This is a genomic window from Magnetococcales bacterium (genome assembly GCA_015231925.1).
GTDB lineage: Bacteria > Pseudomonadota > Magnetococcia > Magnetococcales > JADGAQ01 > JADGAQ01.
This window is the reverse complement of sequence record JADGAQ010000121.1, coordinates 1-12,727: the sequence shown is the minus strand read 5'-3', so window position 1 is coordinate 12,727 and position 12,727 is coordinate 1. Positions and strand designations below refer to the sequence as shown.

General features: G+C 57.5%; 14 protein-coding genes and 1 pseudogene. 12 read left to right on the top strand and 3 right to left on the bottom strand.

Annotated features, from left to right (window positions below; translation table 11 throughout):
• On the bottom strand, positions 1–309 hold a 309-nt coding region (locus HQL56_13110), incomplete at its 3' end, for a hypothetical protein (GenBank protein MBF0310458.1).
• A gap of 178 nt (positions 310–487) precedes the next feature.
• On the opposite strand from HQL56_13110, the pseudogene HQL56_13105 reads away from it, so the two are divergent.
• The 8 genes and pseudogenes from HQL56_13105 to HQL56_13070 all read left to right on the top strand — a co-directional run bounded on the left by HQL56_13105 (position 488) and on the right by HQL56_13070 (position 6,848).
• Positions 488–790 (top strand): annotated as a pseudogene (locus HQL56_13105) (BrnT family toxin).
• Positions 723–1,004 (top strand): BrnA antitoxin family protein, encoded by a 282-nt coding sequence (locus tag HQL56_13100; protein ID MBF0310457.1) that lies wholly within the window; start codon positions 723–725, stop codon positions 1,002–1,004. The pseudogene HQL56_13105 and the gene HQL56_13100 overlap by 68 nt, the downstream one beginning before the upstream one ends.
• A 15-nt stretch (positions 1,005–1,019) precedes the next feature.
• Entirely contained in the window at positions 1,020–4,397 is a 3,378-nt protein-coding gene (locus HQL56_13095) for a hypothetical protein (GenBank protein ID MBF0310456.1), read from the top strand.
• A 290-nt stretch (positions 4,398–4,687) separates the two neighbouring features.
• Positions 4,688–4,888, top strand: a complete 201-nt coding sequence (locus HQL56_13090) for a hypothetical protein (protein ID MBF0310455.1) — start codon at positions 4,688–4,690, stop codon at positions 4,886–4,888.
• 370 nt (positions 4,889–5,258) lie between these two features.
• Positions 5,259–5,594, top strand: coding sequence for a nucleotidyltransferase domain-containing protein (locus tag HQL56_13085; GenBank protein ID MBF0310454.1), 336 nt, complete (start codon positions 5,259–5,261; stop codon positions 5,592–5,594).
• Positions 5,581–5,967: a HEPN domain-containing protein gene (locus HQL56_13080; protein ID MBF0310453.1), complete on the top strand. Its 387-nt coding sequence runs from the start codon at positions 5,581–5,583 to the stop codon at positions 5,965–5,967. The genes HQL56_13085 and HQL56_13080 overlap by 14 nt, the downstream gene beginning before the upstream one ends.
• Before the next feature lie 61 nt (positions 5,968–6,028).
• Positions 6,029–6,424, top strand: coding sequence for a nucleotidyltransferase domain-containing protein (locus tag HQL56_13075; protein ID MBF0310452.1), 396 nt, complete (start codon positions 6,029–6,031; stop codon positions 6,422–6,424).
• On the top strand, positions 6,414–6,848 hold the full coding sequence (locus tag HQL56_13070) for a DUF86 domain-containing protein (protein MBF0310451.1): 435 nt from the start codon (positions 6,414–6,416) through the stop codon (positions 6,846–6,848). The genes HQL56_13075 and HQL56_13070 overlap by 11 nt, the downstream gene beginning before the upstream one ends.
• 24 nt (positions 6,849–6,872) lie before the next feature.
• Here the strand turns inward: HQL56_13070 and HQL56_13065 are convergent, their stop codons facing one another.
• Both HQL56_13065 and HQL56_13060 read right to left on the bottom strand, forming a co-directional pair.
• On the bottom strand, positions 6,873–7,292 hold the full coding sequence (locus tag HQL56_13065) for a PIN domain-containing protein (protein MBF0310450.1): 420 nt from the start codon (positions 7,290–7,292) through the stop codon (positions 6,873–6,875).
• Entirely contained in the window at positions 7,270–7,515 is a 246-nt protein-coding gene (locus HQL56_13060) for a hypothetical protein (GenBank protein MBF0310449.1), read from the bottom strand. The genes HQL56_13065 and HQL56_13060 overlap by 23 nt, the downstream gene beginning before the upstream one ends.
• 178 nt (positions 7,516–7,693) lie before the next feature.
• On the opposite strand from HQL56_13060, the gene HQL56_13055 reads away from it, so the two are divergent.
• From HQL56_13055 to ftsW, 4 genes are read left to right on the top strand one after another with little or no spacing between them, the layout of a single operon-like run.
• Entirely contained in the window at positions 7,694–9,079 is a 1,386-nt protein-coding gene (locus HQL56_13055) for a UDP-N-acetylmuramoyl-tripeptide--D-alanyl-D-alanine ligase (GenBank protein ID MBF0310448.1), read from the top strand.
• 7 nt (positions 9,080–9,086) lie between these two features.
• Positions 9,087–10,187, top strand: coding sequence for a phospho-N-acetylmuramoyl-pentapeptide-transferase (locus HQL56_13050; protein MBF0310447.1), 1,101 nt, complete (start codon positions 9,087–9,089; stop codon positions 10,185–10,187).
• Positions 10,188–10,198: 11 nt separating this feature from the next.
• A complete protein-coding gene (gene murD / locus HQL56_13045) occupies positions 10,199–11,572 on the top strand; it encodes a UDP-N-acetylmuramoyl-L-alanine--D-glutamate ligase (GenBank protein MBF0310446.1) in 1,374 nt (457 codons plus the stop codon).
• Positions 11,562–12,680, top strand: coding sequence for a putative lipid II flippase FtsW (ftsW, locus tag HQL56_13040; GenBank protein ID MBF0310445.1), 1,119 nt, complete (start codon positions 11,562–11,564; stop codon positions 12,678–12,680). The genes murD and ftsW overlap by 11 nt, the downstream gene beginning before the upstream one ends.
• The last annotated feature ends 47 nt before the right edge of the window (positions 12,681–12,727 follow it).

Genomic DNA, 12,727 nt, shown 5'->3' with positions numbered 1-12,727 from the left:
CGCACTGGTGCGGGCGGTGGTCAGGGTCTTGAAGACCTTCTCCCCCAGTTCGCGTTCGATACGGGCGGAAAGGCCGGAGGCCAGACGCTTCTGAATGCGTTCGAAGCCGAATTCGGTGCCGATGGCCACCAGAAAGCCGATCATCAGGGTGACCAGGGTGCCATCCATGCCGTGACCCATGTAATGGGAGAAGACCTGCATGGAATAGATGGTGGGAGCCAACGCCAGGACGTTGGCCAGGAAAGCGATGGCCAGAATCTGGAGGGTGACTCCGGGAAAACGGAAAACCTGCAATAAAAGCGAGAACATGGCAGCGCGTTCGCCTTGGCGCGAGGTCGGGAATCGGGAGATGGCGTGAGGAGAGATGCAAGAAACGCGCCTTCAAATGGATTCTTTTCTATTTGGGCGCAACCCGCTTCCACGATAAAATGGATTCTGTCCCTTCTGGCGGCTTCCCGTCTCCCGAAAAAATCCTTATCCTTGATTTATGGAGATTGAATGGGATGAGACCAAGCGACGGATCAACTTAGGCAAACATGGCATCGATTTTCGGGATGCCGAGGTGGTTTTGTCCGGTTTCACCGTCACCATTGAAGATACGGGGCCTTAGCCGGAGCAGCGATTTCTCTCTTTGGGCCTGTTACGCAGCCACGTCGTGGTGGTATCCCACACCGAACGAGGCACTCGAACCCGGATCATCTCTATGAGAAAGGCGGTAAAACATGAGCGGGAAGAGTTCTATCTCAGCTTCGGAAACAGACTGGAACGCTCTGGAAACCATGAGCGATGAGCAGATCGATACCAGCGACATTCCTCCCATCGCCCCGGCGCGTTTCGCCAATGCGGTGATACGTACCGGTCAGGAGACCGCTTTTCCCCAACACCAGGTAACCCTGCAGATCGACGCCGATGTCCTGGCTTGGTTCCAGGCTACGGGCCAGAGTTATCCACGCCGGATCAACACCATCCTTCGAGCTTACAAAGAGGCCCACTCTCACGGCTGAGTTGAAATGACCCGAATGAACGACCTTTCCACCATTAGCGGTTCGCAATGGGAGCAACACGCCAAACGTTTGCTCGGAATTAAATATGGTATTGACAACATTCAACCGATTTCATCGGAAACCCATGGTGACGGGGGCGTTGATATCCTCATCCGCAGTCAGGCCACGGTCTATCAATGTTACGCTGCCGAACATTCGATCAGCGCCAAAGATCTCCTCACCAAACAACAAAACAAGATTACAGAAGATATTGGTAAATTTATTACGAATATTAATACTATTAGTAAATTTTTTATAGGTTCGTCGACAAAAATAAGAAGGTGGATTTTATTTGTTCCGTTTTACAAAGATAAGAAGCTTGTTGCGCACGCTACGGAAAAAGCTGCCGAGGTGATGCGAGCAATTCCCGGAGAAGTCTCGGAAGACTTTGAAATTCTTGTAAATCAGTTAAGTGATTTTTCGGAGGAAAACAATCAGATTACGGAAGAACCAGTTCTTCCTGTTGCCACCCCCTGGGGAACCGCCCTCTGGAATAATACCCTGTGGCCGGAACACCCCGTCTCCCGACTGCAACGCCAGGTCAGCCAGTTTGGCGAATATTGCTACCACATCCTGACCACCTCCACGTTTGCTCCCGCCACCCCGAATCCCTGGAGGGACAATGAGTGGCCGATACGGGCCATCGAGAGGGTGGAAAGACTCAGCAAACAGACTGGGCGGTCCTGGTGTGATGCGGAGGTGGCGCTGCTGTTGCTGGCTCCGGTGTTGCGCCATACCGCTTTGGCGTTGGCGGAATCTGCCGCGTGGGTGAAAATCGCCCATCTGACCACCGATACCGCCGACGGGTTGCAGGAACCCGCCGAACGCGCCTTCGGCAAGCAGTTGGCCCGCAAGCCCCAACTGCAACGCAAACTGCAACGCCTCTCGGAGAGCAACCATACACGGGAAGCCGACTGGCTGCGTCATTGGCTTCTGCATCAGTCCTTGCTGCGGGAATCGCCCCTGTGGGACCTGAATTCCCCACTGCTGCCCCTAGAGTGGCAAGAACACGTTTGGAATCTTCTGGAGCAAATCGATCCGAAGAAGATTCTGTTTTCGCGGCAGGACAAGTCCTCGCCATTCCGTCTGGCCCGCAGCCTCTCCTTTACGGAGAGCAATCTGGAAGCGGAAACCGCCGAAAACAGTGGCATCCGACTGGACGAAGGCAACACCGTCAACCTCACCGATCTGGGCCACCTGCTGGCCCTGGCGGGGTGGCTGGCTCTCGACCCGCTTCTGCTGCCGGAGGTCATTGCGGATCATCTGGGTTTACGGGAGCCCATCGAACCTCAAAGCGTCGTTGACGAACTGCGGCGTCTGCAATGGGTGGACGGGGCATCTTGGGACATGCAGTTGCGGAATTGCCCCCACCCGGCTCTGGATTCCGCCCTGCGGGATGTGGTGGCCATTCTTGAGGCGTTGCGCCGCAAGATTGGCTGGGAAAATCTTCCCTCCTTTGGCGCCGCACGATTGCTTGCCAAGAAGCGCGATGGACAACCGACCTATCAGACGCCCCATCTGCGCTTCACCCTGGCCCAGGACGAAGTACGGGAGCTGCTCATGGGGGAGCAGCTTTACGGCGACCCCTCCCTGGCCATTCGGGAACTGTATCAAAATGCTTTGGATGCCTGCCGTTACACCGAAGTTCGACTCCTGGCCCGGCTTTATCAACGGGATGATCTTAAACGTCAAGGCTGGAGCGCCACAGCCGAAGGTCGCCGCCCCGGAAACGGAGCCGGGCTGATTGACGCCGGAGAGATGCCCACCGCCGAGGAGAAGGCCGCCATCAGGGAGCGTTTCGGCTGGGAGGGCAAGATCATCTTTCGAGAGGGGACGGATAACCGTGGCCCCTATATCGAATGCGAGGATAACGGCATCGGCATGGGCCTGACGGAACTGCGCACCTGCTTCGCCAAGGCCGGGCGGCGTTTTACCGAAACCGAAGAGTATATCGACGAGGCCGAAACCTGGAAGACCCTCGGCATCGGTCACTACCCCAACAGCCAGTTCGGCATCGGCGTCTTCAGCTACTTCATGCTTGCCGAGGAGATCGACATCCTGACCTGCCGCATGCCTCAGAAACTGGGTGGCTCCATACAACCAATCGACGTAACGATCTCTGGATCCGGCAGTCTGTTCCGGGTTTATCATTCGGATCAAGCAATCGACAACCCTCATGGATATGGCACCCGGATTCGGCTGTGGTTGAACCGGACGACTATGAAAGAATATTCTTGGAGCACTAGACAGATTCAAATTTCGGCAGCGTCGACATTAAAAATTTGGCTTTGGATTTCAGACTTTCATGTATTTGTAAAAAATGTAGAAGATAAGGTTCTTTTCTCTTGGAATCCAGGAGAATTAAGAGAAGACATAATTAAAAAACACCACCCAACAAACTTACCTGACCTTTGGTGGAGTCGATCTGGTAGGTTTCTGTCAGACGGCATAAGAACTGATTCACTTCATCCTTGTTTGGTTATCAATTTAAGAGGAAAGCAATATCCTAGATTAACAACAGACAGAAAGCAAGTTACTAATCCTGATACTAATTGGATCTTAAATAATATTAATATTAATGGATGGAAAACATTACCTCTATGGACTGATAATTCACTAAAGTTTTACCAAGAAGCGGCATCTCTTTTTCCTCTTGCTTTTGATAGATGGTGGAAGTTTATTCAACTCAACAACGCTTCATTCTCAATTGATCTTCCGGAGGAATTAATTATAAAAGGAAGAGATGATCCCTATCACATCAGACATGGAATCTTTCCAATTAATACAGAAGATAACTTTATTGCTGAAAACAAAAAGAAGATAATGCGAAAATTAAAGAAAGCGCCGAATCCGGAATGGCATTTTCAATACATAATGCATTCAGTTAATATAAAAAGCGCTCCTATACAATATGCTACACCACGACTAAGAACCTATTCGATTGTTCCACCAATAATTGGATATATATTTATTAATAATTTACACGATTCTATTTTTGAAAGGTCTAGGGAAATATCCACCCACTGCTTAATTAGACTTTCTTTTTCTCTAAATATTAATTTTAAGGATCTGTATAGCTACATTAATAGCTACAGAATCTATGGTTATTTATTTCCAGAACACTCACAAGATTCACTAAAAGATATTCCAATGCCGGATGAATCAGACATCACTTTGTTATCAAAGGATTTAGATGGGAGTGCTCCTTGGATAGAAGACGGCATTTCACTTCCTCACCTTGTACTGGGATCAGAAAAACTTCGCCTTCCACTCAAAGAAGTCTGGCAACGCCTGAAAAAATACGAACCCCTCGGAATCCAGGTCGCCGACCTCCCGGAGGAGGAAGCCTCTTGAAAGCGTAAACGCCCTGTCCCGGCTTGGCCCCTGAACAGCCCGATTGCCCCAGAGACTGGCGATTGGCCGTGCAACGGGAGGCGCGCCAAGTCTGATTTCAGGCGCAGCCGCCAAAGCGGCGTAGGAGGTTGTCTCCTGTGGTCGAGGAGGGGTTCAAGCGCCACGGGCGTGTACCCACTGAATCCGGCGGGGGTAAAATAGCACTCCAGTCTTGAATCGAATCCGTGGTAGGATGCCCATTCATGGAGATCTGGATATGACCACCCTCACCTTCGACACTCGTCAAGGAGTTGAAAGCTGTCGGATTCACCGAGGAGCTGGCTGAAGTTCAGGCCAGAACCCTTTCCGGCGTCTTCAAGACAAACCTGGAAGAACTGGCCACGCGGCGGGACCTCAAAGAGCTTGTATTGACGACCAAGCGTGAGATCGCTGTCGGTACCGAAAAAGTTCGCCGTGAAATTGCCGAGGCCAAGGACGAAACCATCAAGTAGATGTTCGGTGTCGCCGCCGGGCAGGCGGTGTTCATCGTCACCCTGCTCAAGCTGTTCAAATAGGGGGGTCCTGTTTTTCTGCCCGCCTGTTTAAGGATCAACCTTGGAAGTTGGGTTTTGACCATCGTTGCGGTGAGAAACGACGTTCCCTGGATTCCGGTGTCCAACAAATGAGCGAAACCGGAAACTGGCCAAGTACACCCACATCTCCCGTCTTGGGATAGGGTTGCCTCCAGGAAGCATTTACCTTGTCCTGAGAATGCAGAAAGAGTTATATAGAATGCTCATTAAATAATTTTAATAACCACAACCTGCCAACTTCAAATCAGCTCCGGAATTAACGACACCCCAGTCCCGGAACAGGAACGAGATGCCTCCTACCCTAGACATTGCCCTGGCCGAAGCCACCCGCATCCTCGTGGAAACGGCCAATCCGGAGCAGGTCATTCTCTTTGGCTCCCACGCCCGTGGTGAGGCCAGGGCCGATTCGGACCTGGATCTCCTGGTGGTGGAGTCCGAACCCTTCGGCGAGGAACGCAGTCGCTTCAAGGAGATGGTCCGACTGGAAAAAGCCATGGGTCGCCTGCCCGTGGCCACGGACATTCTGGTTTTCAGTCGGGAGGAGATGGAACGATACCGGAACGCCAGCCATCACATCGTATTCCGGGCTCTCCAGGAAGGGCGGATCCTCTATGAAAGATCTTGATTCGGCAACCTTACTGTTGACGATGGCACAAAAAGACCTTCAGGTCGCGCAAATCCTGCTTGCTTCCAACCAAAAGCTTGACGAATCCATTGGCTTTCACGCCCAACAAGCCGTCGAGAAAGCTTTGAAAGCCTGGCTGGCAATTCTTGAAAAAGAAGCTCCGCGAACCCATAACCTGCGCCTATTGATTCTCTTGCTGGAAGAAAATGGCGTCGATGTCGGCCATTTGTGGGATTTTGCCGAGCTCTCCCCATTTGCGATTCAGCTCCGATACGAAACCCTCGGTGACATGGAATCGGGAATGGATTTGAAAACAGTGTTGGATAAGGTTGAAGGTCTTATTCGTTACGTAAATTCACTAAAGTTAAGATAATAGACTGCATATGAACAGATTAAACATAACAACCCCATCCATAACCTGTCAAGAAGCTGCAATTAATATGCAGGATATTATCCCCTACCTTCGCGACAAACTGCCCACCCTACTGGCAATCTACGCCTTTGGCAGCCGGGTCTCGGGTACTGCCGGGCCGGAGAGCGATCTGGATCTGGCGGTGCTGGTGGAGGGCAAGACCGATGCGGTGACCCTGTGGCATCTGGCGGGGGCGCTGGCCGATATCGCCGGTTGCGCGGTGGATCTGCTCGATCTGCGCACCGCCTCCACAGTCATGCAATATCAAATCCTCACCACGGGGCGGCGACTTTGGGCCAAAGATCTTCAGGCAGAGCTGTTCGAATGTTTCATCCTCAGCGAAAAGACCGCCCTCGACGAGGCCCGCGCCCCCCTTCTGCAACGCATTCAACAGGAAGGAAGCGTTTATGGCCGATGATCTCCTGATCAACAAGTCCGCCACCATCGAACGTTGCGTGGCCCGAGCCAGGGAGGAGTACCACAGGGATCCACAAACCTTCGCCACGGACTTCACCCGCCAGGATGCCGCCATCCTCAACATCCAGCGCGCCTGCGAAGCGGCTCTCGACATGGGCCAGCACCTGATCCACCGGGAACGGCTCGGCGCTCCGCAAAGCGCGCGGCAGGTCTTCGACCTGCTGGCCGGAGCCGGTTGCATCGACCCGGAACTGGCCGTTCCGCTCAAAGACATGGTGGGCTTCCGCAATATCGCGGTACACGACTACCAAACCCTGCAACTACCCATCACCATCGCCATCATTACACAGCATCTGGATCAATTGCTGGACTTCGCCCAAATCCTCCTGCAACGGGAAGGACGGAGCGTGAACCAAAAGCCCTGACCAGCCGGTTCGTTCAGCATGGGATCAGCCATCCCTCAACGGATTCCGGATGGACAACACGCCATCGATCACGCTTCCGTGTTGCAAATCTTCGCTGAAAAGAGTGACACAGCCCGCCTCCAAGGCGGCGGCAACGATCAGACTGTCCCAATAACTGAAGGAGTGGTTCTCCCGCAAAAAGGAGGCCCGCAGATGGAGTTCCAACGTATCCCCGGCAACCTGACAAGAGAGATGAAGTTGCTTCATGGTCCGGCGTAACGCCTCCTCACCTATGACGGCCTTAACCCGGAGGATGCGACCCACCTCTCGAAGCACCTGCCCATTGATCACCGGCATTTGGGGCAATGTGAGCAACCACTGTCGAGCCAGGGCATGACGCGGGTCGCCCGAAGCCACCAAGGCATAGACCCACAGATTGGTGTCAACGAAGGCCCGGCCGGTCATAAATCTCTTCTCGTTTCATGGGCAGACCATCTCCCTGGGGAGGAAAAGATTCCGCAAGAAGCTCGGCCATGGGGACGACAGAGTCCTCTTTTGGCGAGTACGGAGCTTTTTCCTCATCAAAAAGAACGATCACCCGGCACTCGCCCCGGTGAGACGGCAGGCGATCACTCACCACATTTACCCGGTGATCGACGATTGAGGCCTTCAATTCGACCGTCGTCATGGCCATTCCTCCCACTTGGGTTGAGCAACGCGCCACGGTTTCCCCGAGACGGTCACATCCTTCCTTCTCCGATATTGCCCGACTCGAACGAACTTTTTCAACAGGCGGCTTTGCAAGGCCGGGTGCAAGATTCTACAATGGCCCCTTCGGATGGCTTTCGTTCCAAGGAAGGATTACCGTGTCCCAGCCCTCATCGCTTCCCGACCTGGCCCTGTTTCAGGAGGCCGCGGGCGCCGTATTGGCCGACCCGTCGCGTCTTCTGCCCCCTTTGACCGGGGTCAGCATCGACACCCGCACCCTCAAACCCGGCGATCTCTTCGTGGCCCTGCCCGGTGATCGCTTCGACGGCCATACCTTCATCGCCAAGGCCATCGAGCTGGGTTGCGCCGGGCTGCTGGTGCAACACCTCCCCGATCCCCTGCCGGAGGTGCCCGTCCTTCAGGTGGCCGATACCCTGGAGGCCATGACCCGCGTGGCCGCCGCCTGGCGGTTGCGGGTCAATCCCAAGGTCATCGCCATCACCGGGTCCGCTGGCAAAACCTCCGTCAAGGAGCGGGTGGCCGCCATCCTCTCCCGCGAGTTCCGGGTTCACGCCACCGTCGGCAATCTGAACAACCATATCGGCCTGCCGTTGACCCTGCTGCGCATGCCCTCCTCCACCCAAATCCTGGTGGCGGAACTGGGCATGAGCGCACCCGGCGAAATCGCCCATCTGGCGGCCATCGTCAAACCCGACATCGGCGTCATCACCAGCATCCATCCGGCCCATCTGGGCAGTTTCGCCTCCCTGGAGGGCATCGCCCGAGCCAAGGCGGAACTGCTGCCCGCCCTGGGCAAAACGGGTTACGCCGTGCTGCCCGCCGGCGGCAACTACGCCGAACTGCTCGCCGCCCTGGCCGAAGGCCCCGCCTTCACCTTCGGGGACCATCCCCAGGCCTTCGCCCGACTGCTCTCCCGCAGCATCGACGGTCTGAACCAGAGTCTCACGGCCCGCATCGGTAACCACGAATTCCACCTGGAGCTTTCCGGTTGCGGCGAACACCACGCCCTCAACGCCCTGGCCGCCGCCACCACCGCCGAACTCGCCGGCGCCTCCCCCGAGGCCATCGTGCAAGGCCTCTCCGCCTGCCGATTGCCCCCCGGTCGCGGCGGCATCCGTCAGGGCCCCAACGGCTGGATCGTCATCGATGACACCTACAACGCCAATCCCGGCTCCGTCAAAGCCGCCATCGTCGCCCTGGGCAATCTGCCCAACCGCAAGGTGGCCATCCTCGGCGACATGCTGGAACTCGGAGAGCTTTCCGCCGAACTCCACACCTCGCTCCTGGAACCCCTCTTGCATAACGACATCACACTGCTGATCACCACCGGGAAGGCGATGCAGGCACTCCACGAAGCCGCCGGGAGGGTGGCCCACATGGAAAGCCTGCACCGGGACAATCCCGAAGAACTCATCGGCCTCGTCGCCCCCCTCCTGCACCCGGATGACGCCATCCTGGTCAAGGGATCCCGGGGCATGCGCATGGAACGCATCGTCAGCCATCTGACCTCGCCACAAGGATGACACCGGCATGTTCTACAATCTGCTTTATCCCTTAAGCAGCCACTGGAACGCTCTCAACCTGTTCCAGTACATCACCTTCCGCACCATCGGGGCCACCCTGACGGCGCTGCTGCTCTCCTTCCTCCTCGGTCCGAAGCTGATTCGCACCCTGCAGGTACTCCAGGGCAAGGGGGGCGGGCAGCCCATTCGCGACGACGGGCCGCAACGCCACCTTCTGGAGAAAAAGGGCACCCCCACCATGGGCGGCACCCTCATCATCCTCTGCATCGCCGGGCCGGTGCTGCTCTGGGCCGACCTGACCAACGTCTACATCTGGGTCGTGCTGCTGACCACCCTCTGTTTCGGCCTCATCGGTTTCTGGGACGACGCCGTCAAACTGATCAAACGCAACAGCAAAGGCGTTCCCGGTCGCACCCGCTTCCTGCTGCAAACCGGCATCTCCCTGATCGTGGCCTATGTGCTGCTGCACTACTACCCCGGTCACCGAAACCCCATGGGCATTCTGAGTTTTCCCTTCTTCAAATACATCTATCTGAATCTGGGCTGGTTTTACTATCCCTTCGTGATCCTCGTGGTGGTGGGCACCAGCAACGCGGTCAACCTCACCGACGGCCTCGACGGGCTGGCCATCGGCCCGGCCATGCTTACCGCCGCCTCCTTCGCCGTCATCGCCTACATGACCGGCCATGTCCACTTCGCCAACTACCTGGGCATTCGCTACGTGGCCGGAGCCGGTGAACTCACGGTCTTCTGCGGCGCCATGGTGGGCGCGGCGCTGGGCTTTCTCTGGTTCAACACCTATCCCGCCCAGGTCTTCATGGGCGACGTGGGCGCCCTGGCTCTGGGCGCCGCCCTGGGCTGCATCGGCCTCATCACCCAGCACGAAATCGTGTTGATGGTCGTCGGCGGCATCTTCGTCATCGAGACCCTCTCGGTCATCGTGCAGGTCGCCTCCTTCAAACTGGTGGGCAAACGGGTCTTCCGCATGGCCCCCATCCATCACCATTTCGAACTCAAAGGCTGGGCCGAGCCGAAAATCATCGTGCGCTTCTGGATCATCTCCATCATCCTGGCGCTGGTTGGCCTCTCCACCCTGAAGATCCGCTAAAGGCCGGGACCATGACGCTCACCAAGGCTCCTATCGCCTCCCCCATGGGCATCATCGGCATGGGACGCTCCGGAAAAGCCGCCGCCCGCCTGCTGGCCAGCCGGGGCGTGGCCGTGCTGGCTTTCGAGGAGAAGCCCTCCCCGGAGCTGAAAGGCATCGGCGCCCTGCCCATGCAGGTCACGCTTCTGCCCCCCAATGTTCCCCCCGAGGCGATGACCGGTTGTCAGCAGGTGTTGCTCTCCCCCGGCGTGCCCCGCAGCCATGCCCTGGTGCAGGAGCTTCTGGCCGCCGGGGTTCCCGTTTACAACGATATCGAGCTGTTGCACCGCATCAGCCGCATCGAAACGCCTTCCTGCCGTTTTATCGGCATCACCGGCTCCAACGGCAAGTCCACCGTGACCACCCTGGTGGGTCTCATGCTGGCCCAAAGCGGACTCAACGCCCCCACCGGCGGCAATCTGGGCGAACCCGCCTGCGCCCTGGCAACCCCGGAGGCTCAGGCCTACGTTCTCGAACTCTCCTCCTTCCAGTTGGAATCGACCCACCTGTTCCGGGCGGAGGTGGCCTGTCTGCTCAACATCTCCCCGGACCACATGGACCGCTATCCCGATTGCGACAGCTACGCCAAGGCCAAGATGCGGTTGTTCGACAACCAGCAGGAGGGGGATTGCGCCGTCATCAACGCCGATGACACCCCCAGCCGGCCCTGGCTGCCTGCGGATTTCGCCGCGCGGGGCGTGCGGGTGGTGCCCTTTTCCATCAGGGAGCTGCCTCCCGGCGGCATCGGCTTCCTCGAAGACGGCCTTTGGGACGGACGCGGCGCAACGCCCCGATGCCTGATGGAGACCCGCCAACTGCTCATCGCCGGCCGCTTCAACCGGGCCAACGCCGCCGCTGCGGCAGCCGTCGCGCTGCAAGCCGGGGCCTCCGAAGAAGCCGTCGTGGCGGTGCTGACCACCTTCCGGGGTCTGCCCCACCGCATGGAAACGGTGCGGGAACTCGATGGCGTGCTTTACATCAACGACTCCAAAGGCACCAACGTCGGCGCGGTGCTGGAATCCCTGCAGGCCCTGCCCCGCCCCCTGATCTGGATCGCCGGGGGACGGGACAAACACAGCGATTTCACCCCCCTGATCGAACCGGCGCGACGCCACGCCCGCTGCGCCATTCTCCTGGGCGAAGCCGCCGCCGACATGCAGACCGTTCTCGATGGCGCGCTGCCACTGCATCGGGTCGGCTCCCTTTCCGAGGCCATCACCCTGGCCAGACGACTGGCACAACCCGGCGATGCCGTGTTATTATCTCCCGCTTGCGCTTCGTTCGACATGTTCGCCAATTTCGAGGACCGCGGGGCGCGCTTCCGGGAGGCCGTGAATGCGCTTTAGGAAAGTACCCTGGATTCTGCGATTCGACTTTCCGCTGATGGCGGCCGCCATCACGCTGCTGCTCATCGGGCTGGTCATGGTCTATTCGGCCTCGACCCCCATGGCCCTGAAGAAGTTCGCCGATCCCAACCACTACGCCCTGCGCAACATCGTTTACGCCTCCCTGGGCATCTTCGCCATGTTCCTGGTCAGCATGGCCCCGATCAAGGTGATCCGCAAAGCCGGCGTCACCCTCTTCTGGATCTGCCTGTTGATGTTGCTGGTGGTATTGATTCCCGGTCTCGGATTGCGGGGAGGCGGCGCCCAGCGCTGGATCAACTTCGGGCTCTTCACCATTCAACCCACGGAGCCCTTCAAGGTGGCGCTGGTGCTGTTCACCGCCCATTTCCTGGCCATGGATCCCAGCCGCGCACTGCGCATCCGGGGCGGACTGCTGCCCCTTCTGCTGCTTTACGGTTTTGCCGCCATGCTCATGCTGCGGGAACCCGACTTCGGCTCCACGGTGATCTCCGGCGCCGTGTTGATGGGCATCATCTTCGTCGGTGGCATTCCCATCTCCTGGATCGCCGGGTTGTTGATGGCCGCCATTCCCGCCGCCGCCGCCGGGGTCATCATGGCCCCCTATCGTTTTGCACGGGTCACCTCCTTTCTCGATCCCTGGGACGATCCCCTCGACTCCGACTTCCAGTTGGCCCAATCCCTCATGGCCTTCGGCAACGGCGGCTTTCTGGGGCGCGGCTTGGGACAGGGGCAACAAAAACATCTCTATCTGCCGGAAGCCCATACCGACTTCATCCTGGCGGTCATCGCCGAGGAGATGGGTTTCATTCTGGTCGGACTGATCATTCTGCTTTTCGCCTTCATCGTCTGGCGGGCCTTCAAGATCGCCCAGCGCCATGAAGAGCCTTTCGCCCGACTGGCCTGTTCCGGGCTGGCCATGCTGCTGGGCTTTCAGACCGTGGCCAACATGGGGGTGGTCATGGGTCTGCTGCCGCCCAAGGGCCTGACCTTGCCGCTGATCAGCTACGGAGGCTCCTCGCTGATCATCACCATGTGTTCCATCGGCCTGTTGCTGGCCTTTTCCCGACATCCATACGATCAGGCCTAGGGAACGATATCATGTCATCCAGCCGGGAAAAGAACGGTCTGAGGCTG